Consider the following 23702-nt stretch of genomic DNA (forward strand, 5'->3'; position numbering starts at 1 on the left):
AGGTAACCCGAGTTAGGGGGTGGTATTACTCGATTGCTCCGAGCTGTATCAGTTTGACTTCCTTCTCAGCCCGGCGGATCCCACCCAACTTGCTCCACAGGACTGTTGGAGATTGGCCGAAGACCAGCGACATGCCTTTCAGCGTACTTGTTTTTTCCCCTCCAGGATCGGCCCCCTCCCAGTGGCTGCTTTTCTAGTTTCATGCTTATCTTGGTGGCCATCAAGGTAGTGGCTAGGTCGAGTTGTTTCGGGTGCTCGGAGTTGACGGTCATGATCGACCGTGGCAGGGAGGCTAAGCATCAGCGCAGCACAGATGGCCGGCCCTGCTTCTATAGGTGAGGTTCAAGGAGACGCTGGCCAGTGAAGATTAGAAGACTGAGTATCAAGAGCTTTCGAGGTATCAGCCAGCTGGAGTGGAATCTACCGATGGGGCACACCTTCTGCCTGATCGGCAAAGGTGATTCGGCTAAGTCGACGATTCTGGATGCGATACGCTATGTGTTCTACCCCCAGTGGAACCTTTCGCTCAACGACTCTGACTTCCATAGGGGCAACATCGAGGAGCCAATCGTCATCGAGGCGACAATTGGCGACTTGGTCGATGATTTCTGCTCGTTCAAGAAGTACGGCCAGTACCTGAGAGGGTGGGACAAAGATACGCTCACGATCATCGATGAGCCTGACGATCACCTGGAAAGCGTCCTCACCGTCAGGCTCACCGTTGGGAAGGACCTTGAGCCTCAATGGGTCGTGACGTGCGATCGAACCCCGGAAGGTATTCAGTTCAAGCAGGCTGACCGTAACAAGGTCAGTGTCGGCTTGATCGGAGCTTTCAGCGAGCGGCAACTTTCCTGGGCCACCGGTACAGCCTTGTCGAAGTTGACTGAAACACAGAGCCTGAACGAACTGTTGGCAGATGCTTCCAGAAATGCTCGATCGTCACTGGATGCTAACCGGACAGAGATGTTGACGAATTTCGATGCTGCAGCATTGAAGTCGCAACAGATTGCCAAGCTCCTAGGGGTACCGGTCACCGACGCATACAAGGCGCACCTCGATCTGAACTCCATCAATCTGAGGGTGGGCGGGCTAGTTTTGCATGACGGCGATATTCCGCTGCGGCAGTTGGGGCTTGGATCTAGGCGCATGCTGTTGTGCGGGATCCAGAAAGTCGGGCTTGAGGAGGGCCACATCACTCTTTTCGACGAAGTGGAGTTTGGTTTGGAGCCTCACAGGATCACTCGGCTGATCAAACACATCAGAGAGGATGACCAAGGCCAGTATTTCCTAACGACCCACTCACCGACGGTGCTCCGCGAGTTGACCGTGGAGGAGCTTTACGTTGTGCATCGTGCAGATGGGGTGGTACAGGTCACCCCCGTAGCGGGTAAAGGTCTTGAAAAGCATGGGTTGCAAGGGAAGGTACGCTCAAGCTCCGATGCTTTCCTGGCTAAAAAGGTGGTCATATGTGAAGGCGCGACAGAGGTCGGCTTCCTCCGAGGGTTTGATGACTATCAGGTCGACAGCTCAAAGGATCCGCTGTCCTTCCATGGTGTGGCGTTGCTGGACGTAGGCGGAGGTTCGAAAGTGAAGGCATTTGCCAAGGCCTTCAACGCACTTCACTACCACGTCGCCGCATTTGCCGATGCTGATGCTGACGACCAGTTTTCCCAGGCTGATGCAGATGAACTTACTGCGTTGGAAATTCCGGTTTTCATGTGGAGCGACAAGCTCTCGCTAGAGCAACGGGCCTTCCGCGATTTGCCGTGGGGTGATGTTGTTGTGAGCGTCCAGCTTGCACGAGACAGCTTCGGTTACTCCGTTCGTGACCAGGTCGTGTCCAAATTTGGCAGTGCGCTCGACAGCGATCTCGGCACCTGGAAAGACAGCCCTGAATTGAGGAGGGCGATTGGCGATACGGCCAAGAAATCTAACTGGTTCAAAGACATCACCCGCGGTGATCTCTGGTTCAAGGCCATCAGGCCTGCGTTCAAGGATGAGGCATTCGCGAAGACGAACCTTGCCATCCAGCTCAATCAACTGTGGGCGTGGATCGAGCATGTCTGAAGAGTTGGCCATCAAGCTGAACGGTTGTGTTGGCAAAGGGTATGTCATTGCCCCTGCTGGCTACGGGAAGACCCAGCTCATTGCGTTGGCAGTGCGTGCATCTACCGGTAGACAACTCGTCTTGACTCACACCTTTGCAGGCGTGAACTCGATCAAAACGAAAATGACTGCGTTGGGCGTGCCGTCCTCTATGTACCAGGTGGACACGATCGCGAGCTGGTCACTGCGTTTGTGCTTGGCGTACCCGAAGACCTCGGGGTGGGTTACAGATAACCCGACTGATGAGCAGTGGAACCAGCTATACGTGAGTTGCTCCGCCCTCCTGGGTAAGTCGTTCATTCGCCGTACCGTCGCCAGCACCTACGCAGGTGTTTATGTCGACGAGTACCAGGATTGCTCAGACCTTCAGCACTCACTTGTTTGCGCCTTGGCTGAATTTCTGCCCTGCCGAGTGCTCGGTGATCCGATGCAGGCCATTTTTGATTTCGACGGCTCCAAGCCCGTGGACTGGGAGGCGAGTATTTACCCCACCTTCGAATGTTTGGGTGAGCTGAACATCCCTTGGCGCTGGGCTGACAATCCGCAGCTTGGCGATTGGCTCAAAGACGTACGCAACAGGATCCAGGGCGGACAAAAGATTGATTTGCTAGGCAATCGGCCACCTTGTGTAGTCCGACATCGGACCGATCCCGAATTCTTGGAGGCCAAGCAATTCTCATCGCTCTATGGATTGCTGGGTCACAACGAAAGCGTTATCGCGTTGCACGGTGGGGACCAGCAATCGAAGAACAAGACACACGCACTGGCTCGGCGGATGGCTGGAAAATTTTCTTCAATAGAAGAAATCGAGGGTAAAGGTCTTCACTCGTTTCTCAAGCAGCTGCATGGGGCGAAAAACACCCAGAAAGGCTTTCTCTTGGCAGTTGAGTTTGCGAAGAAGTGTTTCACTGGAGTAGGTAATGTGCTGACGGCCGGCACAAAACGTGGCGAGGTTACAGGCTTGCGGAAAACCACTAAGCATCCAGCCCTCTTAGCGGCAGCGAATGCTTACCTGGAAGATTCCACCAGCTCGCATCTGATGAGTTTTTTCCTGGAGCTGAAGGCCAATCCTGACACAGGAGCCTACCGGCGCGATCTTTTAAACCGGCTGCTTCAAATTCTGAAGCTGCATGGTGAAAGCCAAGGGATGACGCTTATTGAGGCGGGGAAGATCTATCAACGTGACATGCGGCATTCGGGTCGTCCTGTGCGGCACAAAAAACTTATCGGAACCACCCTGCTGGTTAAGGGGCTGGAGTTCGACCATGCGGTCATCCTGGACGCGGATTCTCTTGATGCGAAAGACCTGTACGTCGCAATGACGCGGGGTACCAAGTCCCTCACGATAATCGGGTCCAGTAGACATCTGCCCGTGAGATAGCTAAGTCCGCTGTTACGCTGAGCGGACTATCTCGCCACGAAGCTGTTTGCGGCAGCGACTTTCGCCTTGCTTGGCTTGCTTGGCTTGCCGTTTGAGCGGTCAGGATTGAACGCTGGCCATCTATCCCCCAGTCCACGAACAAGATACCGATTGGTTCGGTCCATCTGGTTTCCCAGGTCGTAGTAATCGGCCTGCTTATAGGAAATAAGGTCAAGGTGGTATAGGCGGTTCAGCGAGCTCGGTATTTGATGGATCGGCACGCCTGCAAGCCTTGAGATGGTCGAGTAATTGATCGTGGCGATGTTGGAATTTTTGCTGCTTCTGAAGGCGCAGATCACGAGGAACACCTTCAGCGCATACAAGCTCAGCGCACTGTATTCAAACTGGTGTAGCACCAATAACTGAGTTTTGCTGCCGTCGTAGAGGCTGGATTTAGGTAGCTTGCCGTGGAAGCTATCTTCCCACCCTGCTAGCTGAAGAAGGGTTCCTTCCCGTATGGGTTTTTCGACCTTCTCCAGCAGCCCTTCCTCCACCAACCGCTTGAGAGATCGGGCCACGATCGGCCTCGACATTCCAGACAGGGCGATCAGCTTCGGGTACGTCGTCCTGACCTGCCCAGTGTGGTAGTTCGCAAGCATGCACAGACTGATGAACAGCCTGAGCGCAGTAATGCTCGAATTTTGTTGGGTGCGGCTCCTTGCCTCCCCTCCGACACGATTGTCGAACGCGGCGACACCACCACCTTGAATCCACTTAATCGGAAGCCGAGCAAAATCGGCCGTCTCATTTGTGCTCATGGTCAACTCCGCCTCCAGGCAATGAGAACAATCGCAAACGCAAGAGCCATCACAGCACAGAGCGCGAGATTAAGTGGGTCCGCAGAGAGAGCGGCAGCGAAAATGGTGGCAAAAATTTCCATGTTTGTGTGCTCCGAAAATCGTTACGGAGCCAGTCTTCATTTCTCTCGCCACTGAATCTAGATAATCGATGATTCAAAAATTATACTCAAGCCCTTACAGATCAGGGGGTAGGGGCAAAATTCATTAGTTAATTCCAGAGCCTCTTATAGCACATCAAAATGGTTAAAATGATTCATTATCGTATTTTTGATAGAGGTGAAAATGCTGGGTTTTGTAGAGAGTAATTTGAGGGATCGGTTGAGAGCTCCAGGAGCCGTTCCGTATGCTCGCCGGAAACGCAGTGGACACTATATTTTGGAGATTGCCTCAGACGAAGGCATTTACATCCTGCAACGCCAGCGGGGCGGAGCAAGAGAGTTCAAGACGTTCGAGGCGCTGTTGGGTCTGCTGGCTGCTGAACACGTTGTAGAGTTCGCAGTGCTCATGGATGACGCAGAGGTCACTTCCGCGGGGGCGGCCCCTCCGTGGAGCCGGCCGTCACCGAAAGGGATCGTGTCCCAAGCTGTTTGGCGGCACGACTTCGACATCCCCTTCTAGGCTGCTCGACGTCCATAGCCGTCAGAACCGGCCCTTGGGTGGTTGGTACATGGGGGCGACACCTTCCTCTATGCTCCAAAAACAAGAAAGCCCGAGCGTAATGCAGGACTTGGCCTGCACCAGAGATTCGGGCAAGCTTAGAGCGACTATCTCAACCGCTTTCTTTGAAAGCCAGTATGGTTAAGCCCAGTGGGACCAACGAAGTTGATCTATGTGCTTATGAGTTTCGTAAAGCGAGATCAAATCCCCTTGCGCCATCACCTCCAAGGGTGAACGCCCTTCGAAAAATGCGTTGGTATTCTTGAAGCTGGGGAAGCCACGAACGTTGTCCGCGTTCTCGAAGATATTTCGTAACGAGGCATGAATGTTAAGCACCAAGCTGACTCGCTGCTGTTGATCCTTGTCGAGTCGTATGGCGGCGCCTGAGTTTTTCAAGACACGCTGATGGGAAGCAACGGATATACGTAGGATGCTGCACACCTGGCTGTTGGTTGCACCCCAGCCGTCGAGGACCCGCAAGGCCGCTCTCAATCCTACCGCTTGCTGATCTTGGGTGAGCTCCACACTCGCAGTATCCATAAGCACTCCAACATCATCGCACTCACCCAGCAGCATGCACTGCTGACTAGGTGGCGCATCACGAAAGACACATTTCTTCAGGGGGCAGCGAACCTGAAGCTGGGGTCTAAGATTGTAAGCCCATGCCAAGGTCGCTGACAGGTGCCAACGTAGAGTTCCTCGTGCAACCGAAGGTCTCTCTCTCTGACTGGTCAGGTCCGTTCCTATTCTAGGTCCACACAAATGGTTAAACGCTGATGACTGGTTGCCCGGCGTGGACGTGTTGTCACCTGCTTTTTTAGGAAAACTTTTCTCAGGAAATGCGATCGCTTCCGGAAATTGTCACCTACTTATTTTCACCAGACCAACGAAGGTCAGAGGATCTAGGCCAATAGACACAGCACTGTCTGTCACCGACTTATTTAGCAAAGAACACGAGCTTAACGTCAAGCAGAAGCCGTGAAATACGGTCGGTGATCATCTGATCGACCGGCAGTCAAAACCCCCGTTTTCACGGGGGTTTTTTTATTGGCGATTTTTCATGCTCTTGCGTTTCAGAGTCGGTTGGGCCGAAACCATACACCCAATACTTCCTGCGGCCGTCTCGAATCTCGGTGCTTTAACATCCGATAGATGGAATTGAGTTGATATATCATAACGTTTAATTGGTTATGATATAACGTCTAAAGGCTCAGCACCTTTTTAGCGAGCTTACCGGCACCTGATCTCTTCCCTGTCTACTCACCCAGGAGCACCCATGCGAGTCACCCCGGCCTCCCTTGCCATGTTCACGGTAATGGTTACCCCTGAACTGTTCGCCGATCAAAACGGCAGTTCCACAATCACCCTTGGCGCCGTGAACATCACGCAAGACGCCAAGGTGGCGCTGAGCACCGAGAACGTGCTCACTTCGGTCGATGTGCTGGGCGGTGATCAGGTCGAGGACAAGAACGTCATGAACAGCTGGCAGTTGCTGGGCCAAATGCCGGGCATTCAGCTCACCGAAACAGGGCAGGGGGCCGAATCGGGCAAGGTAACGTTCCGCGCTTTCAACGGCGAAGGGTACATCAACGGTATCAAGACGCTGATCGATGGGATCCCGAGCAACGTCAACAGCGGCAACCAGCGCTTCATCGACATGATCTTTCCGCTGGATATCGACTACATCGAAGTGGTCCGGGGCACGAACGACCCGCGTTACGGGTTGCACAACATCGCGGGCAACATCAACTTCGCCACGCGCCAAGGCGGCAACTATATAGATAGTCGGCTGACCTATGGCAGCTTCGGCACCCGTGAGGTGCAGTTGGCGGTCGGGCACGAGGAGGGGAATTTTGCCCAGAACTACATCCTTGCCAAGCAGGACAGCAATGGCTACCGCGATCACAGCAACTCGAACAAATACGCGCTGGGAGGTAAGTGGTTCGTTAGCAACGACGAGCAGAATTTCCGCATTGGGCTGATCGCGCGCCTGTACCATCACCAGGCTCAGGAGTCCGGGTTTCTAACCCGTGAACAGATGCACGCCAGCCGCACGCAATCACCGGCGAAGAACGCCAATGACGGTGATGACCGCGACATGAAGCATCTCAGCCTGCACGCGGATTGGCAGCTCAATGATCACCTGAGCCTTAGCAGCAAGCTGTATTACAACGGCTACAACGATGACCGCACCATCACCTTCACGGACTACCGCCCCGGTAACGCGCCCCGTCAGCGTCGACAATGGGACGAACAGCAGACGGGGATGCTCAATAACCTGACATGGCGCGTGAACGAGCACCTCACCCTCGACGGCGGTGTCAACTACGAGGAGCAGGACAACCGCTACGGTCGCGAGCGTTACAGCTTCAGCCTTCCGACCAACTTCGATACCGTACCGGCGCGCGTGCAGAATGACGATCGCTACACCCTGCGCAACACCGGTGCCTATGTTCAGGCCGTCATCCAGCCCATCGAGTCACTGAAGATCATACCGGCCATGCGGGTGGATAAGTTCACCGGCAATACGCAGCTCTTGGGTGGCGTCAAAGGCTCGCTGCAAGACTACGGCTGGATCCGACAGCCCAAGCTGAGCGTCATTTACAGCGTTACTCCCGATATCGACGTTTACGCCAATTGGGGGCGTACCTTCCAGATACTCACCGGCTCTACCGAGCCCGCCTACCTGACCCCGGGGCAGCCTTCATACGATCCGTCGATCAACACAGGCAAAGAAGTCGGTATCAAGTTCAGACCGTTCGAGGGCGCCCAAGCGCGGGTAGCGATCTGGCAGCAGGATGCTACCGATGAAGTAGCAAACATGCCCAGTACCGGGACCACGGTCGGGCTGGGTGAAACGCGCCGCCGCGGTGTGGATTTGCAGATCAATGCCCAGCTGGATGATCAGTGGACTGTCTATGCCTCCCACGCCATCCAGGAAGCCAAGGTGATCAAGGCGTTTTCTGCTGCCGGGCAATCACTCTCGGGTAAAGAGGTGTTCTCCACGCCTCGGTACGTGAGCACCGTGGGTGTCGATTATCGTTATAACGATGACTGGAAGTTCGGTCTGCAGGGCAGGGCACAGGGGAGCTACTACATCGACGAGCTCAACGAGCAAGGCAAATACGGTGGGTTTGTCGTCGCGGACGCCAGCGTCAGCTACCGCATCACGTCCGCTGCCAGCGTCGATGTGCAGGTCAAGAACCTGCTGGATCGCAAATACGAATACGTCTGGTACGACAACTTCTTCTGGGGCGGTGACGACCAGGCGATGTTCTCGCCGGCACCTGGTCGGTCAGCATTCGTTTCCCTGAATCTGAAACTGTAGACCCCGCCTGCGACGTTCGTTTTACAGACAGTTCCTACAGATGGTCTACGCTGAACCGGTGGCTTCGAAATGTCTTGGGTCTTGCCCCGTACATGGGAAGGAAGGGTTACATGCTTGCTCAGCTTCCGCCGGCTTTGCAGAGTCTACACCTGCCGTTGCGTTTGAAATTGTGGGACGGCAACCATTTCGACTTGGGCCCCAGCCCGCAAGTGACCATTCTGGTCAAGGAGCCTCAGCTCATTTCCCAGCTCACCCATCCAAGCATGGATGAGCTGGGTACCGCTTTCGTGGAAGGCAAGCTTGAGCTCGAAGGCGACATCGGCGAGGCTATCCGTGTTTGTGACGAGCTCAGCGAAGCACTGCTGCCCGACGATCGCGATCACGCTCCCCAGCGCCTGGCCCATGACAAGCGAACTGACGCCGAAGCTATTTCCTACCACTACGATGTTTCCAACGACTTTTACCGGTTATGGCTGGACCAGGACATGGTTTATTCCTGCGCCTATTTCCGTGAGCCGGACAACACACTGCAACAGGCCCAGCAAGACAAGTTCGATCACCTGTGCCGCAAGCTGCGCCTGGCGACCGGTGACTATTTGCTGGATGTGGGATGTGGATGGGGAGGTCTGGCGCGCTTCGCTGCACGTGAATATGGGGCGAAAGTCTTTGGCATCACGTTGAGCAAAGAGCAGCTCAAGCTCGGTCGGGACCGTGTGGAGGCCGAAGGCCTGGGCGACAGTGTAGACCTGCAGATTCTTGATTACCGCGACCTGCCACAAGACGGGCGCTTCGATAAGGTCGTCAGCGTGGGCATGTTCGAGCATGTTGGTCATGCCAATCTACCGCTGTATTGCAAGACGCTATTCGGCGCAGTGCGCGAAGGCGGCCTCGTCATGAACCATGGCATCACGGCCAAACATGTGGATGGCCGCCCGGTGGGTCGAGGGGCTGGAGAGTTCATCGACCGCTATGTATTCCCGCACGGTGAGTTGCCCCACTTGTCGATGATCAGCGCCGCTGTCTGTGAGGCTGGGTTGGAAGTGGTCGACGTGGAAAGCCTGCGCATGCACTACGCCAAGACTCTGCATCACTGGAGCGAGAACCTGGAAAACCAGCTGCACAATGCGGCTGCTTTAGTGCCGGAAAAGACCCTGCGTATCTGGCGTCTTTATTTGGCGGGTTGCGCCTATGCGTTCGAGAAAGGCTGGATCAACCTTCATCAGATCTTGGCCGTCAAGCCTTACGCGGATGGCCACCATGACCTACCTTGGACGCGTGAGCACCTCTACCGCTAGCGCTCACCTTACATGTGCCATGCCTCACCGACCTTGCTCCAGGACCGAGGTCGGTGAAGCTTGGCGCGTTCTACAACACCGGTGAAATCAATCTTGCGATGCGCATGCCCACCTGCTGTAACCGATGGGTTGCCTCGGTTTCCTCAACCGTTATTTCGCGCGCATGGGCAAAGTCTTCGTGGAGCATGCGTTCGACCGTATCGGCAAATGCCTTGTCGATGGTCAGCAAGGTGATCTCGAAATTCAGACGGAACGATCGATTATCCAGATTGGCACTGCCGACAGCGCTGATGTCGTCATCCACCAACACGACCTTTTGGTGCAGGAACCCAGGTTGATAGCGGAACATGCGAACACCGGCCCGTACCGCTTCGAATGCGAACAGGCTGGAGGCGGCATATACGATCTTGTGGTCCGGGCGAGACGGAATCAGGACACGCACATCAACACCGCGTAGGGCCGCCAAACGCAAGGCGGCAAACACCGCTTCATCTGGGACGAAATACGGGCTCGTTATCCAGACCCGATGCTTAGCCGAGTGGATGGCTTCCAGAAAGAACAGCGAGCAGGTTTCCTTGGAGTCTGCAGGGCCACTGGCCAATGCCTGGCACAGCACGCCGTCATCCGGATAGTTGTCCTGGAGGATCAGGGGAGGCAACTGCCGAGTTACCCAGTACCAATCTTCAGCGAACGATTCCTGCAGGCACGCTAGCACTGGCCCACTGATTTGCACATGAGTGTCCCGCCAGGGTGAAAGCTTGGGGTTAGCGCCCAGATACTCGTCGCCGACATTGTGACCACCCACAAAGCCGACCAAGCCATCAACCACGACGATCTTGCGATGATTGCGAAAGTTGACTTGGAGGCGGTTGAACAAGCCTCGACGGGTAGCGAATGCATGTATCTGCACACCTCCTGCACGAAGCCGCTGGCTGTAGTGGCGGGGCAGAGAATGGCTGCCGACACCGTCATAGAGCACAAACACCTGAACGCCTTCGGCCGCCTTGCGCAGCAGTATCTGTTGCAAGGCCCGCCCAAGGTCATCGTCATGGATGATGAAAAACTGCACCAGTACAACGCGCGTCGCTTTCTCGATGGCTTCGAACACCGCCTCGAAGGTGCGCTTGCCATCAATCAACAGCTCGACCTGATTATTGGCCAGGCACGGCATCCGGCTGAGTTTGGGCATGGCGCGCAAGGCTGCGTAGCTGTCTGATGCGCGAGCGGCGAGAGCTTCTTCGACCCAAGGGCGCCAATTCAGGCTGGCCATGGCGACATGCATTTCCTGATTAGCCTGGCGCCTGGCCTTTATGTAGGCATTGAAGGAGCGCGCACCGAATATCAGGTAGGGAACAAGCGTCAGGTAAGGAATGAAGAAAAGCGGCATTGCCCAGGCGATGGCGCCTTGAGCAGTACGGACTGTGAACAATGCATGGAGCGCGGCGATAATACCTAGCAGATGTATCACGCCAAGTAGGTAGCCAAAAAAAAGGGGGCTGTGGTAATCCATATGCATCCTGCTCGTCGAATACACCTTAGGTAACAGAACACGAACGTGGTTCGCCTGCAACAAGCGGTTCGTTTCAACGTCTAACTCAAACATCGTCGGGGTGACCGGCATTTCCAGGAGTGTGTTTTCCATGAAAATTCGTATGCCGTTGCTGGCGCTGGCCTTGTGCGCAAGTAGCGTCACGGCCCAGGCCCAAATGCTTCAACCCGGCTTGTGGGAGCTGACTACCAGCAATATGCAGGTCGATGGCAAGCCGCTACCTGATATGGATTTCATGCTCAGTCAGTTGAAGAACCTACCGCCCGATCAACGGGCGATGATGGAAGGCATGCTTGCCAAGCAAGGTGTCACCGTGGGTGGTAAAGGGGTGCGTTCCTGTCTTACCCCTCAGCAGGTGGCAACCAATGACATTCCCCTGCAGGATCCAAAGTCCGGCTGTACTCAAAAGATTACCGATCGCACCGGCAACGTTTGGAAGTTTCAGTTCAGCTGTCCCAAGGCCCAGGGCAATGGCCAGGCTACCTTTCTGAGTGACAAGGAATTCACTACTCAAGTAAGTGGCACTTTCAATGCGTCGGGTGTTCAGCAGCAGGGCAGTATGAATACCCGTGCGGTATGGCTGGGCAACGACTGCGGTACGGTTAAGCCTCGGACGTGATGTTCCACTGCCACTGGGCAGTTGCTACGGCGTCGTGGGCATGCAGGCTTTCAGCATGCTCCACGCGCACTTTGAACGCTTTACTCCATTTCATAGCCCTTAGCGCCGCATAAACTCGCCTGGCTGCGTCCTCGCAAAACATCAAATTTTGTCCATTTGCCAGGGCGAATGCTTGCTCATCGGCGCGCTTCACGGCGGTTTGTACCGCAGTGCCCAAGGCTTGCTCGGCCTTGTCTACCACCTCGGTTATGGGGAGATCAGGATGATTATCCTCGAGCCTGACACTTATCTTCGCCATGCTCCTCTGGCTGTGAGGCGTTGCTACGATGCCTTCCGAAGTGCCCAGCCACGCTACGACCTCATCACTATCCACGTTTCCTGTGCCAAATCGCGCTTGAAACTGTCGCTGAACAAGCTGTCGAGCCAGCGCCGCTGAACAAGGGCATGTAGACGAGTAAGGTACCGAAACGGATAGTTCCACGTGGAACATTTCATGTTCGATCCATGCATGGATTTCGACGTCATAACTTTTCCACCCGGCAAGAGGACTAACCAAGGCAGGCCGTTTAAGCAAATGTTGATAGCTCAATCGCACATATGCCGCAGACGATTGCCCATCATGACTGTTGAGAAAACTCGCTAAAAGACGACGCAGCAGCAGCGGACGCAGCGGCTCCTGTTCAAGATTTTCAAGCGCCAGATACAGACGCGACATGTGTATGCCGCGTGAGCTGCCATCCACAAGGTTCACACCGGCATCTACCGTAGCTGCTACCAGACGACCCCCGATATGCATCGGCATGGCTATACCGCACATCCCTACCCAGTCCAATGATGTGGTGGAATTCAGATGCTGTGCAGCGACGTCGGGAAGCTGGGGATGGGACATGGGATTTCCAAGGTTATGCGTGTATGTGGAACATTGGGTCCACTGCTGATGGGCGCAATGAGGTAGCGGCCGTGCCGTCAGCACTGCGCCTTGAAATGAGCTGGTCGTTTCTATTCATTGCACAGAGCACTCGTCAGGAACCGCTTGGCTAAATTGTATTGTTACTTTATAACATTATGCAATGCATCGTTTCGAATGCGCCTGTGTGATGAGGTTTTGCCATGTCCAATCGTCTTCCTGTCACTGTGCTCTCCGGGTTTTTGGGCGCAGGGAAAAGCACGCTTCTCAACCATGTTCTGCGCAATCGCGAAGACCTTCGTGTGGCGGTCATCGTCAATGACATGAGTGAGATCAACATTGACGCCAGCGAGGTTCAGCGCAATGTCACCCTTAACCGGGCCGAAGAAAAGCTGGTGGAAATGAGCAATGGCTGCATCTGCTGCACGCTGCGTGAAGATCTGCTTGAAGAGGTTGCACGCCTGGCCGAGGCGGGGCGCTTCGATTACCTGCTGATTGAATCGACTGGTATCTCAGAACCTCTGCCTGTGGCTGAAACCTTTACCTTCCGTGATGAGCAAGGCCGCAGCCTGTCGGATCTGGCGCGTCTCGACACCATGGTCACCGTAGTGGATGCCTTGAATTTCATGCGTGATTATCAAGCCGCGCAGAGCCTGGAAAGCAGTGGCCAGACATTGGGAGAAGACGATGAACGCTCGATCAGCGACTTGCTGATTGAGCAGGTAGAGTTTGCTGACGTATTGCTGTTGAGCAAAATCGATCTGGTCAGTCAGGCCGAACGGGAAGAGCTTTCAGCCATCCTCCGTAGCCTGAACCGCCGAGCCCAGATCATTCCAATGGTCATGGGTCAGGTTCCCCTTGCCAGGATTCTGAACACCGGCTTGTTCGACTTCGACCAGGCAGCGCAAGCGCCCGGCTGGTTGAAGGAGCTTCGCGGTGAACACACACCGGAAACAGAAGAATATGGCATCCAAGCGACCACCTGGACCGCACGGCGGCCTTTTCATCCGCAGCGGTTCCATGAATTTGTCCACACGCCCTGGAGTAATGGCCGGTTACTACGTTCTAAAGGTTTCTTTTGGTTGGCGAGCAAATACAAAGAAGCGGGCAGTTGGTCTCAGGCAGGCGGCATGATGCGCCATGGTCTGGCTGGTCGCTGGTGGTGTTTCGTACCCCGCGAACAGTGGCCGGAGGATGTGGATAACGTTGCAGCCATTCTTGAACATTGGTTGCCAGATACTGGCGACTGCCGGCAAGAGTTAGTGTTCATAGGTCAAAACCTGGATGTGGCTCAATTATCCACAGCTCTCGATCAGTGCCTGTTGACGGATGAAGAAATGGCACTCGAGCCCATGGGCTGGCTGCGTTTTCCCGATCCATTCGGCCCCTGGGACGAGCAGGTGGCAGCGTGAATAAGCCAGAGGCTGTGGATATCCGTCAGGTGTATGGCCAGACGCCCCAGGCAATGGCGCAGGCCCTGCAGGACGGTGTCAATCTCGCTGTCTGGCAGCGACAACTTCCGCCTCAGCTTCACGACTTTGCAGAAGTCGTGGCGGGGCTTGGTGGATCGTTAGCGGATCAGCGGGTGCTCGAGGTCGATGAGCATCAGGTCCCAGTGATCGACGCGCTGCTGCAGGAGGCTGTGGATATCTACGGCTATGACGCATTCGTCGCGGATGTCACATGGCTCGTGTCGGCTTATAGCTGCTTGCTTGGCGCGCGTCGCGTGGGTTTGCGCGTACGTGCACTGACCAGTCCGATGTGCCCACGCTTCCATGTGGATAACGTTCCCCTGAGACTGATTACAACGTATGCGGGACCGGGTAGTGAGTATGTGCCGGAGCAGGAAGTGGCGCGAACTGCATTGTCCACAGGCTATGCCGCTGTGGATAAGGTTATGCGCCTGAATGCTGGTGACGTGGCGTTATTCAAGGGCGAGCGTTGGGAGGGCAATGAAGGCGCAGGCGTCGTACATCGTTCCCCTTCAGGACCACCCCGGCTGTTGCTCACGCTTGACTGGCTAGCCTGACAGCGCATAGTTGAGCAAACCGCTCGCTTGAAGAACCCTCATGCTCCGCAATATTCCCACCCATGTCATTGCTGGCCCGCTGGGGGCCGGCAAGACCACACTGATTCATCACCTGCTTCAGCAGAAGCCTGATGACGAACGCTGGGCCGTATTGGTCAACGAATTCGGGGCAGTAGGGCTGGATGCGGCACTTTTGTCCACAAGCCAGAACGGCATCGCGATAGCCGAAGTGGCAGGTGGCTGTCTGTGCTGTGTCAATGGGGTGCCGTTCCAGGTAGGCCTGGGCAGGCTTCTGCGCCAGTGCAAGCCGCACAGGCTGTTCATAGAACCATCCGGTCTGGGCCATCCCCTTCAATTGCTCGATCAATTGGCCCAGGCGCCTTGGCACGATGTGCTGACAGTTCAGCCGTTGGTAGTCGTTGCTACACCCGCGTCTCTGCGTATTGGCAAGCAACTGCCAGCTGCCCAATCAGCGGCATTGGAAGCCTGTGAAACGCTAGTTATCAATAAGTCAGAGGTTGTGGATAAAGATTTCAAGCTGTTGATAAATAAAGAATTCTTAGGAAAAAGGGTGATATGGACGACGCAGGGTCGGCTTCCTTTCAAATGCCTGCCTGTTCATCAAAACCAGATTGTTGACAGCCCTAACACTGATATCGGGATTGTCGACAATCTGTCAAAGGCACCGCTGCCTCTTTGGACGAACCGTCGTGAGCCGATATGCCAAGTATTCCAGGGAGACGATGGGTGGAGCATAGGCTGGCGCTGGCACCCCGCGCAGCGCTTTTATCCACAGGCAGTAGATGAGCTGCTGAAGACGTTGGCGTGGCGACGTGCCAAGGGTGTTATCCACACTGCACAAGGAAGGCGCTCCTTCAATGCACTGGAAGGTGAGTTGGCACCTTGGCAGCCCAGTGAATGGGCAGCCGACAGTCGCCTGGAGTTGATTTTCGAAAGGCCTCAGCCTGTAGACGAGCTGCAAGCCCGCGTGCAGGAGTGCCTTATGCCTTGATCAGTTGTGCCAACGGTCATGTTGTTGGCGCCACTGCTGCATTTCGATCACATTGTCCGCGCGTGGGGGCGTCTTGATTTCGAATGGGTAGGGTGCAAGCTCTATCTGCACGCTGTGCGCGCCGAACTGAGTCACGGTACCAGGGTGACGTTGCTCTCCCGTCACGGTAAATTCGAAGCCGTAAATGCGTGCCAGACGCTTGCGACCGTTGGCATCACGCACGAAGGCAATACGTTTGAGCGCGACGGCGTCATCCAGCAACTGAAGGTCAAGCTTGGCGCAATGCTGTTTGACCCTTTCCAAGGCCTTCTCGCGCAGACCGTGGTTGTGCCACAGCCAAGCGCCTGCCGTGGCCATCACCATCAGGACAAACAGGTTCTCCAGGGTCAACATGTGCGTAGGCTCCAAACAGATCGATCCAGCTTAACTGCGTCCCTGGCCTGTCGTACAGGTGGCAATCACGTTCATACTGCGCGTTGCATGATTCTTGAACAGCTTTGGAAATGACTCGCATGAAACGTACTCCGCACCTGCTCGCCATCCAGTCCCATGTGGTGTTCGGCCATGCCGGCAACAGCGCTGCGGTATTTCCCATGCAGCGTGTCGGCATCAATGTGTGGCCGCTCAACACGGTGCAATTCTCCAATCACACCCAGTATGGCCAGTGGAGCGGAGACGTGCTTGCTCCAACGCAAATTCCTGCGTTGGTGGAAGGCATTTCCAACATCGGTGAGCTGGGGGAGTGTGATGCCGTGCTCTCGGGCTACCTCGGCAGTGCCGAACAGGGGCGCGCGATTTTGGAAGGCGTGGCGCGAATCAAGGCCGTCAACCCGCGGGCGTTGTACCTGTGCGATCCGGTCATGGGCCACCCTGAGAAAGGGTGCATCGTATCGCCGCAGGTCAGCCAGTTTCTGCTGGAGCAGGCGATCACCAAGGCTGACATTCTGTGCCCCAACCAGCTGGAGCTAGACAGCTTCTGTGGCCGGCGCGCCGCATCACTGGAGGATTGCGTAGGCATGGCGCGCAGTCTTTTGCTCAAAGGGCCCAAGATTGTGCTGGTCAAGCATCTGGCTTACCCAGGACGCGCAGAGGACCAGTTCGAGATGCTGTTGGTGACTGCCGAACACAGCTGGCACCTGCGCCGCCCACTGCTGGCCTTCCCGAAGCAACCGGTGGGCGTGGGTGACCTGACTTCCGGTCTGTTCATGGCGCGGGTACTGCTTGGCGACAGCTGGGAGCAGGCATTCGAGTTTGCAGCCTCCGCCGTACACGAAGTACTGCTGGAAACTCAGGCCTGCGCCAGTTACGAGCTGCAGCTGATACGTGCCCAGGACCGCATAGCCCACCCGCGCGTGCGTTTTGAAGCGAGGCTGTTGAGCGCTTAGACGCCGTCGGTTTTCAGGTTCTGGTAGCGTTTTTCCAGTTCCTGGCGAATCTGACGTCGCTGCTGGCCTTGCAGGAATCGGCGTTTCTCTTCGCTATTCTGCGGTTGGCGCGGCGGGACCGAGACTGGCCGTCGATTATCGTCCACGGCCACCATGGTGAAAAAGCAGCTGTTGGAATGGCGCACCGAGCGTTCACGAATGTTCTCGGTAACGACCTTGATCCCGACCTCCATGGAGGTATTGCCGGTGTAGTTCACCGACGCCAGGAAAGTTACCAACTCGCCCACATGCACCGGCTCGCGAAAGATGACCTGGTCGACTGACAGCGTGACTACATAGGAGCCTGCATAGCGGCTGGCACACGCATAGGCGACTTCGTCGAGGTACTTGAGTAGCGTGCCGCCATGTACGTTGCCAGAGAAATTCGCCATGTCGGGTGTCATCAAGACGGTCATGCTCAGTTGGGCGTTTCCAGGTTCCATAAAATGCTCACGGTAAGATTGCGCGCAATCGCGCCAAAGGCTAGCAGGGGCTCTGTCCTGATGAGGCGGCAGTCTGCGTTTAACGGGACGCTCCCATGCTTTGAGGCGTCACGCTGTTTACGCCAGTGACGGCCTTATAGCAGCCGATCTGTTTCATCATATTGCATCGACGGTTCATGGGAAGACGCGATGTTAATCTGAGTACGCCCATGCAACATGGGCAGTCTTTCAATGAATACAGTGTGTACTCGCTGCTTGCTTGGGCCCGCCTCGGCGCAGGCGCGGTCTGCCTGGTAGAACAGCCCAAGACGAGAGAAGGAGAATCACGTCATGCATGCCATCAGCTTCATTCAGGACCTGGCGGTCATCATGCTGGTTGCAGGCGTGGTCACCATTGTTTTTCATCGTCTCAAGCAGCCAGTGGTCCTCGGTTATATCGTCGCCGGTTTCATCATAGGCCCTCACACGCCCCCCTTCGGTCTCATTCACGACGAAGACACCATCAAAACCCTCGCCGAGCTCGGCGTGATCTTCCTGATGTTTTGCCTAGGCCTTGAGTTCAGCCTGCGCAAGCTGTTCAAAGTGGGCGCCACAGCCTTCATAGCCGCCTTTCTGGAAATTGTGCTGATGATCTGGATCGGCTTCGAGATTGGGCGTTGGTTCGGCTGGAACACCATGGATTCCCTGTTCCTGGGCGCAATTCTGGCCATATCCTCGACCACGATCATCGTCAAGGCTCTCAATGACCTGAAGATGAAGAACGAACGGTTTGCACAGCTGATATTCGGCGTGTTGATTGTCGAAGACATACTGGGCATCGGCATCATCGCATTGCTTTCGGGTATCGCCGTCAGCGGCACCGTCAGTTCGGGGGAGGTATTCTCAACCGTCGGCAAGCTGTCACTGTTCATGATCGTTGCCTTGGTGATCGGCATTCTGTTAGTACCGCGCGTACTGGCTTATGTGGCCAAGTTCGAAAGCAACGAGATGCTGCTGATCACAGTGCTGGGTCTGTGCTTCGGTTTCTGCCTGCTGGTCGTGAAACTCGAATACAGCATGGTCCTGGGGGCCTTCCTGATTGGTGCCATCATGGCCGAGTCGCGACAGTTGCTGAAGATCGAGCGTTTGATCGAACCTGTCAGGGACTTGTTCAGCGCAATATTCTTCGTCGCGATCGGCTTGATGATCGACCCCCAGGTATTGGTCGACTACGCCTGGCCGATCGTGGTCATCACCTTGGCCGTTGTACTGGGCAAGATGCTGTCCTGTGGCATGGGCGCTTTCATCGCAGGCAACGACGGGCGCACGTCATTGCGGGTGGGTATGGGCTTGTCTCAGATTGGCGAGTTTTCCTTCATCATTGCGGCCTTGGGGATGACCCTGCAGGTGACCAGCGACTTCCTCTACCCGGTGGCGGTCGCCGTCTCGGCCATCACCACGCTACTGACGCCCTATCTGATTCGCGCCGCTGATCCGCTGTCGATAAAACTGGGCAACGTAGTGCCTGGGCGGCTGGCTCGTGTGCTGTCCTTGTACGGGGAATGGCTGCGCAATATCCAACCCCAGGGCCAGAGTGCCATGGTAGCGGCGATGATACGGCGCATACTTTTGCAGGTAGGTGTGAACCTGGCATTGGTCATCGCCATATTCTTCAGCGGCGGTTACTTCGCAGGGCGGCTTGGCACTTGGCTAAGCCAGTGGGTAAGCGATGTGAGCCAGCAGAAGGCGGTGATCTGGGGGGCTGCGCTACTGCTCTCGCTACCATTTCTGATCGCGGCTTACCGCAAACTCAAGGCCCTATCGATGCTGCTGGCTGAGATGGGCGTCAAACCGGAAATGGCCGGGCGCCACACTCAGCGCGTACGGCGCGTGATTGCAGAAGTCATTCCGCTGATTTCGCTGCTGGTGATCTTTTTGCTGCTGTCGGCGTTGTCGGCGAGCATTCTTCCCACCAATGAACTGCTGCTGATCATTGCCATAGTGGCAGCGGTGGTGGTCGCCTTGCTGTGGCGTTGGTTCATCCGGGTGCATACACGCATGCAGATTGCGTTGTTGGAAACGCTGGAGAACAACCGGGACCATGGCCACTGACCCTGTAGCGACCGCTACAGGCGGGCCGTGCTCACGGCCCGCAAGGTCCTTCGACCGAGGTGAGGGTGAGCCTGATCAGCTCTCTAGCCAGACGTCCCGTGCCCAATGCCAAACCGATTCCCAGCTGTCCTCACCGACGAGTTCCTCATCGGCATCCCACAGCACCACGGTGCCATCTTCCTCGACGCAATAGTAGTTGTCGCCGTCCTGGCACAGCGGAATCAGTTCCCGAGGCACCCCGGCGTCCCAGGCATTTGCTGCAACGTCCGGAAGGTAGGTGTGCGACTGCGGGTCAGTCACCGTGACAGGTTCCAGCGAGCCGTAGACCACATCGCTGACGTTCAGCAGAAACTCCTTGAACACGAACGGAATGTTGATGAACAGCTGCTCTTCGATTTCAACCAACTGATCCTCGTCTGGAAGCTCAAGGGGGACCGGTACTGGCTCGTTGGCTTCACGGAGTTGTTCGATCACTTCTTCCACGATTCACTTCCTCTGACCTAGATGACAACGCTGCGGGTTATACCCTAGTAGTGCGCTATGGCAAAAGCAAAAACCCCGGGGAGGCCTGGAATACTGTTCACTTGTAATCGTCGGGCGCATGGCAGCGCCAAGTGAGCAGCATTACGGGGCAAACCCGAGGTTTTTTTTGGACAGCAGGACAGGGTTAACTGTTTTGACGAATACTTGCGGCGAGCCTGAATTGTTGGGGCCGCAAAGCGGCCCCAGGTAACAACTGCTTTGAATAGCGGGCTGGATTACCCGTTCTGACGGATACCCGCGACCAGCCAAGGCTGGTTCTCGCCCTTGGCGCGTACCATGTGCCAGCTCTCGCTGAACTGTTCACCTTGGTCGAAGCGCGAGTTCTTCGATACGCCACGGAAGGTGAGGGTAGCGTCAGTACGGTCGTCACGCTCATCGACGCCGTCCAGCTGTACATCAAGGTTGTCGATGTAGGTGGACTGGAAGCCATCACCCAGCTCGGCACGCTCGCGCTTGAGGAACTCGAGCATCTGCGGGGTCACGAACTCGGCGATCTTGTCCATTTCATTGGCGTCCCAGTGCTGCTGCAGCGACTGGAAGTGGTTGCGGGCAGCCGCCAGGAAGCTTTGTTCGTTGAACCAGGCTGGCGCGTTTATGACAGGCGATGGCGCTGCCGCCGGTGCAGCCGAACCGCCGAAGATGTTTGGCTGTGCGGCCTGACCATGCACTTCACGCTGCATGGGGGCATTGCCAGGCATGGCCATGTGCGGCTGCTGCTGACGTCGCCGTGCGGCGATGAAGCGGAACACCAGGAAGGCGATGAGCGCGATGATCAGGAAGTCCATGATCTGGAAGCCTTCGAAGCCGTCACCCATGAACATGGATGCCAGCAGACCACCGGCGGCCAAGCCCGCCAGGGGGCCCAGCCAGCGCGAAGCACCGCTGGCTGCGGCCGGTGCGCGGCCAGGAGCGGTCGGCGCGGCGGCAGGCGTGTTCGGCGTAGCTTGACGGGTCTGGTGAATGGGCGCGGAGCCAGCGCTCTTGCCGCCGCCAAATCGCTTGGCGTTGGCGTCCAGGCTCAGCGTCAGGCCGACGCAGAGCGCCAGTGCGATGCTAAGAAAACGTTGCATAAATGGGATATCCCCTGTTGTGGATTGCACGCGCGTCATGGTGCACATGTTCCAAGGTATATGACCAGCGACATAATGTTTCGAGCTTTTGCTTGATATGACTTATTTGAGCAGGCAACGACGCAGGCGTTCACCCTTGAGTTCGCCCCTGGACTGACGGCCTGTCCTCAGATCGCTTCAAGCTTGGCGTAGCCCACCATCAACCATTTGCTGCCTTCGGCAAAGTTGACCTGTACACGAGCCTGGGCCCCGGAGCCTTCGAAGTTCAGGATGACCCCTTCACCGAAAACGGAATGCTGCACGCGCTGGCCGAGGTTGAATGCGGTTTCGGGGATATCCGCATTGGCAAACAGGTGGCTGTTGAGGGCTGTCTTCGGAGTGCCGAACGGGCGGCTGACACTGTTCGACAAACGTACTTCCTGCACCAGACCAGCCGGAATCTCGCGTACGAAGCGAGACACCTTGTTATAGGTCTCACTACCGTAGAGCCGTCTTGTCTCGGCATACGTCATGACCAGCTGACGCATGGCGCGGGTAATGCCCACGTAGGCCAGGCGGCGTTCTTCCTCAAGACGACCTGGCTCCTCCAGGCTCATCTTGTGCGGGAACAGTCCTTCCTCCATGCCCACCAGGAACACGTAGGGGAATTCCAGGCCTTTGGCACTGTGCAAGGTCATCAGCTGCACACTGTCCTCGTGCTCGTCAGCTTGCGTGTCGCCGGCTTCGAGCGAGGCGTGACCAAGGAAGGCGGACAGTGGGGAGAGGTCGGCGTCCTCTTCGGTCGATTCGAAGTTGCGCGCTGCGCTAACCAGTTCCTCAAGGTTTTCCACCCGTGCCTGACCCTTTTCACCTTTTTCTTCCTGGTGATAGATGATCAGCCCGGACTGTTCGATGGTGGTCTGCGTCATGGTATGCAGCGGCATGTCTTCGACCTTGGCCGCAAGCCCGTCGATCAACTCGATGAACGCACCCAGCGCGCTGGCAGCCCGGCCCTTGAGCGCTTTTGCGGCGATGAGCTGGCACATCGCCTGCCACATCGAGACCTGGCTGTGACGTGCATGCTCGCGAATGGCCTCGACGGTTTTCTCGCCAATGCCGCGCGGCGGCACGTTGATCACGCGCTCCAGCGCCGCATCGTTGCCGCGGCCTTCAATCAGTCGCAGGTAGGCCATTGCATTCTTGATCTCTGCACGCTCGAAGAAGCGCTGGCCACCATAGATACGGTAGGGAATCCGCTCGCGCAGCAAGGCTTCCTCGAGCACCCGTGACTGGGCGTTCGAGCGATACAGAATAGCGATTTCGTCACGCGCGTTGCCTTGCTTGATCAGGCTTTCAATGGTCTCGACCACATAGCGTGCTTCGTCGTGTTCGTTGTAGGCGGCGTACAGCGTAATGGGTTCGCCTTCACCCATGTCGGTCCACAATTCCTTGCCCAGGCGCCCGCTGTTATTGGCAATCAGGGCGTTGGCAGCTTTGAGGATGCCCCCGGTGGAGCGGTAGTTCTGCTCCAAGCGGATCAATTCGGCATCTGGGAAGTCAGCCGTGTACTGGTGGATGTTCTCGATCTTCGCGCCGCGCCAGCCGTAAATCGACTGATCGTCGTCCCCCACCGCCATCAGGCTGTCGCCACCACGGGCCAGCAGACGCAGCCAGGCGTACTGCACGGCGTTGGTATCCTGGAACTCATCGACCAGCACGTGACGGAAGCGGCGTTGGTAGTGGGCCAACAGGCCTGGGTGATCGCGCCACAAATCCAGGGCGCGCAGCAGCAACTCGGAAAAATCGATGACACCGGCGCGCTCGCAGGCCTGCTCGTACGCGGTGTAGACATCGCGCATGGTGGTCAGGAACAGGTCGCCGCCTGGCTGAATGTGCTGCGGGCGCAGGCCTTCGTCTTTCTGGCCGTTGATGAACCATTGGGCCTGGCGTGCCGGCCACTTCTGTTCGTCCAGCCCCAGCTCGCGCATCACCCGTTTTACCAGGCGCTGCTGATCGTCGCTGTCGAGAATCTGGAAGTTCTGCACCAGCCCCGCTTCCTGCCAGTGGGCACGCAACAGCCGATGCGCCAGGCCGTGGAATGTCCCCACCCACATCCCTGCAGGGTTGATGCCCAACAATTGCTCGATCCGATGGCGCATTTCAGCAGCAGCCTTGTTGGTGAAAGTCACCGACAGGATCGAGTGCGGTGATGCCTGCTCCACCTGGATCAGCCAGGCGATGCGATGCACCAGCACACGGGTTTTACCGGAACCGGCGCCGGCAAGCACCAGTTGACGCCCGACCGTAGCCGCTACAGCCTGGCGTTGGGCATCATTGAGGGAATTCAGCAGGAGGGAAAGGTCATCTGTGCTCATCTCGCCATTCTAGGGGGACGCCGAGCCAGGGGCAAACATCTACTGTATGAATATT

General features: G+C 56.4%; 19 protein-coding genes. 10 read left to right on the forward strand and 9 right to left on the reverse strand.

The window, feature by feature from the left end; translation table 11 throughout:
• Positions 1-426: 426 nt before the first annotated feature.
• Together FS767_RS00685 and FS767_RS00690 are read left to right on the forward strand one after the other, a co-directional pair.
• The gene (locus FS767_RS00685) at positions 427-2067 is read left to right on the forward strand and encodes an ATP-dependent endonuclease (RefSeq protein ID WP_371921567.1); all 1641 of its coding nucleotides are present in this window, start codon (positions 427-429) and stop codon (positions 2065-2067) included.
• A complete protein-coding gene (locus FS767_RS00690) occupies positions 2060-3487 on the forward strand; it encodes a UvrD-helicase domain-containing protein (RefSeq protein ID WP_144963857.1) in 1428 nt (475 codons plus the stop codon). The genes FS767_RS00685 and FS767_RS00690 overlap by 8 nt, the downstream gene beginning before the upstream one ends.
• 26 nt (positions 3488-3513) lie before the next feature.
• Here FS767_RS00690 and FS767_RS00695 read toward each other — a convergent pair whose 3' ends face one another.
• Together FS767_RS00695 and FS767_RS00705 are read right to left on the reverse strand one after the other, a co-directional pair.
• Positions 3514-4284, reverse strand: a complete 771-nt coding sequence (locus FS767_RS00695; RefSeq protein ID WP_144963859.1) for a hypothetical protein — start codon at positions 4282-4284, stop codon at positions 3514-3516.
• An 840-nt stretch (positions 4285-5124) separates the two neighbouring features.
• On the reverse strand, positions 5125-5523 hold the full coding sequence (locus FS767_RS00705; protein WP_144963863.1) for an antitoxin Xre-like helix-turn-helix domain-containing protein: 399 nt from the start codon (positions 5521-5523) through the stop codon (positions 5125-5127).
• A gap of 736 nt (positions 5524-6259) precedes the next feature.
• Here FS767_RS00705 and FS767_RS00710 point away from each other — a divergent pair.
• A complete protein-coding gene (locus FS767_RS00710) occupies positions 6260-8311 on the forward strand; it encodes a TonB-dependent receptor (RefSeq protein ID WP_144963865.1) in 2052 nt (683 codons plus the stop codon).
• Positions 8312-8421: 110 nt separating this feature from the next.
• Positions 8422-9606 (forward strand): C17 cyclopropane fatty acid synthase CfaB, encoded by a 1185-nt coding sequence (gene cfaB / locus FS767_RS00715; protein ID WP_144963867.1) that lies wholly within the window; start codon positions 8422-8424, stop codon positions 9604-9606.
• A gap of 70 nt (positions 9607-9676) precedes the next feature.
• Here the strand turns inward: cfaB and cls are convergent, their stop codons facing one another.
• On the reverse strand, positions 9677-11116 hold the full coding sequence (cls, locus tag FS767_RS00720) for a cardiolipin synthase (protein WP_144963965.1): 1440 nt from the start codon (positions 11114-11116) through the stop codon (positions 9677-9679).
• Between the two features lie 130 nt (positions 11117-11246).
• Here cls and FS767_RS00725 point away from each other — a divergent pair, with 130 nt between their 5' ends.
• The gene (locus tag FS767_RS00725) at positions 11247-11774 is read left to right on the forward strand and encodes a DUF3617 domain-containing protein (protein WP_058602724.1); all 528 of its coding nucleotides are present in this window, start codon (positions 11247-11249) and stop codon (positions 11772-11774) included.
• On the opposite strand, the gene folE2 is transcribed toward FS767_RS00725, so the two are convergent.
• Complete coding sequence (folE2, locus tag FS767_RS00730) at positions 11758-12663, reverse strand: GTP cyclohydrolase FolE2 (protein ID WP_144963869.1); 906 nt, start codon at positions 12661-12663, stop codon at positions 11758-11760. The genes FS767_RS00725 and folE2 overlap by 17 nt on opposite strands.
• A 221-nt stretch (positions 12664-12884) precedes the next feature.
• Here folE2 and zigA point away from each other — a divergent pair, with 221 nt between their 5' ends.
• Genes zigA through FS767_RS00745 form a run of 3 tightly spaced genes read left to right on the forward strand, consistent with a single transcriptional unit; the run spans position 12885 to position 15722 of the window.
• The gene (gene zigA / locus FS767_RS00735) at positions 12885-14093 is read left to right on the forward strand and encodes a zinc metallochaperone GTPase ZigA (RefSeq protein ID WP_144963871.1); all 1209 of its coding nucleotides are present in this window, start codon (positions 12885-12887) and stop codon (positions 14091-14093) included.
• A complete protein-coding gene (locus FS767_RS00740; protein ID WP_256674217.1) occupies positions 14090-14710 on the forward strand; it encodes a DUF1826 domain-containing protein in 621 nt (206 codons plus the stop codon). Before zigA ends, FS767_RS00740 begins: the two co-directional genes overlap by 4 nt.
• Positions 14711-14750: 40 nt before the next feature.
• Positions 14751-15722: a GTP-binding protein gene (locus FS767_RS00745; protein ID WP_144963873.1), complete on the forward strand. Its 972-nt coding sequence runs from the start codon at positions 14751-14753 to the stop codon at positions 15720-15722.
• Here FS767_RS00745 and FS767_RS00750 read toward each other — a convergent pair whose 3' ends face one another.
• The gene (locus FS767_RS00750; protein ID WP_058602729.1) at positions 15723-16115 is read right to left on the reverse strand and encodes a DUF3301 domain-containing protein; all 393 of its coding nucleotides are present in this window, start codon (positions 16113-16115) and stop codon (positions 15723-15725) included.
• A gap of 119 nt (positions 16116-16234) precedes the next feature.
• Here FS767_RS00750 and pdxY point away from each other — a divergent pair, with 119 nt between their 5' ends.
• On the forward strand, positions 16235-17107 hold the full coding sequence (gene pdxY / locus FS767_RS00755; RefSeq protein ID WP_144963875.1) for a pyridoxal kinase PdxY: 873 nt from the start codon (positions 16235-16237) through the stop codon (positions 17105-17107).
• Here pdxY and FS767_RS00760 read toward each other — a convergent pair.
• Positions 17104-17589, reverse strand: a complete 486-nt coding sequence (locus FS767_RS00760; RefSeq protein WP_144963876.1) for an acyl-CoA thioesterase — start codon at positions 17587-17589, stop codon at positions 17104-17106. The two genes, pdxY and FS767_RS00760, sit on opposite strands and share 4 nt — an antisense overlap.
• 330 nt (positions 17590-17919) lie before the next feature.
• Here FS767_RS00760 and FS767_RS00765 point away from each other — a divergent pair, with 330 nt between their 5' ends.
• Positions 17920-19680 carry a cation:proton antiporter gene (locus FS767_RS00765; protein ID WP_144963877.1) on the forward strand — a complete coding sequence of 587 codons (1761 nt, stop codon included), beginning with the start codon at positions 17920-17922 and terminating at the stop codon, positions 19678-19680.
• 75 nt (positions 19681-19755) lie between these two features.
• Here the strand turns inward: FS767_RS00765 and FS767_RS00770 are convergent, their stop codons facing one another.
• From FS767_RS00770 to uvrD, 3 genes are all read right to left on the reverse strand, one after another.
• Positions 19756-20163, reverse strand: coding sequence for an SMI1/KNR4 family protein (locus tag FS767_RS00770; protein WP_023532298.1), 408 nt, complete (start codon positions 20161-20163; stop codon positions 19756-19758).
• A 275-nt stretch (positions 20164-20438) separates the two neighbouring features.
• On the reverse strand, positions 20439-21293 hold the full coding sequence (locus FS767_RS00775) for a Tim44 domain-containing protein (protein ID WP_058602732.1): 855 nt from the start codon (positions 21291-21293) through the stop codon (positions 20439-20441).
• Between the two features lie 167 nt (positions 21294-21460).
• Positions 21461-23647: a DNA helicase II gene (gene uvrD, locus FS767_RS00780; protein ID WP_058602733.1), complete on the reverse strand. Its 2187-nt coding sequence runs from the start codon at positions 23645-23647 to the stop codon at positions 21461-21463.
• Between the last annotated feature and the right edge of the window lie 55 nt (positions 23648-23702).

The organism is Pseudomonas sp. DE0010 (assembly GCF_007680745.1).
GTDB classification, from domain to species: domain Bacteria; phylum Pseudomonadota; class Gammaproteobacteria; order Pseudomonadales; family Pseudomonadaceae; genus Aquipseudomonas; species Aquipseudomonas parafulva_B.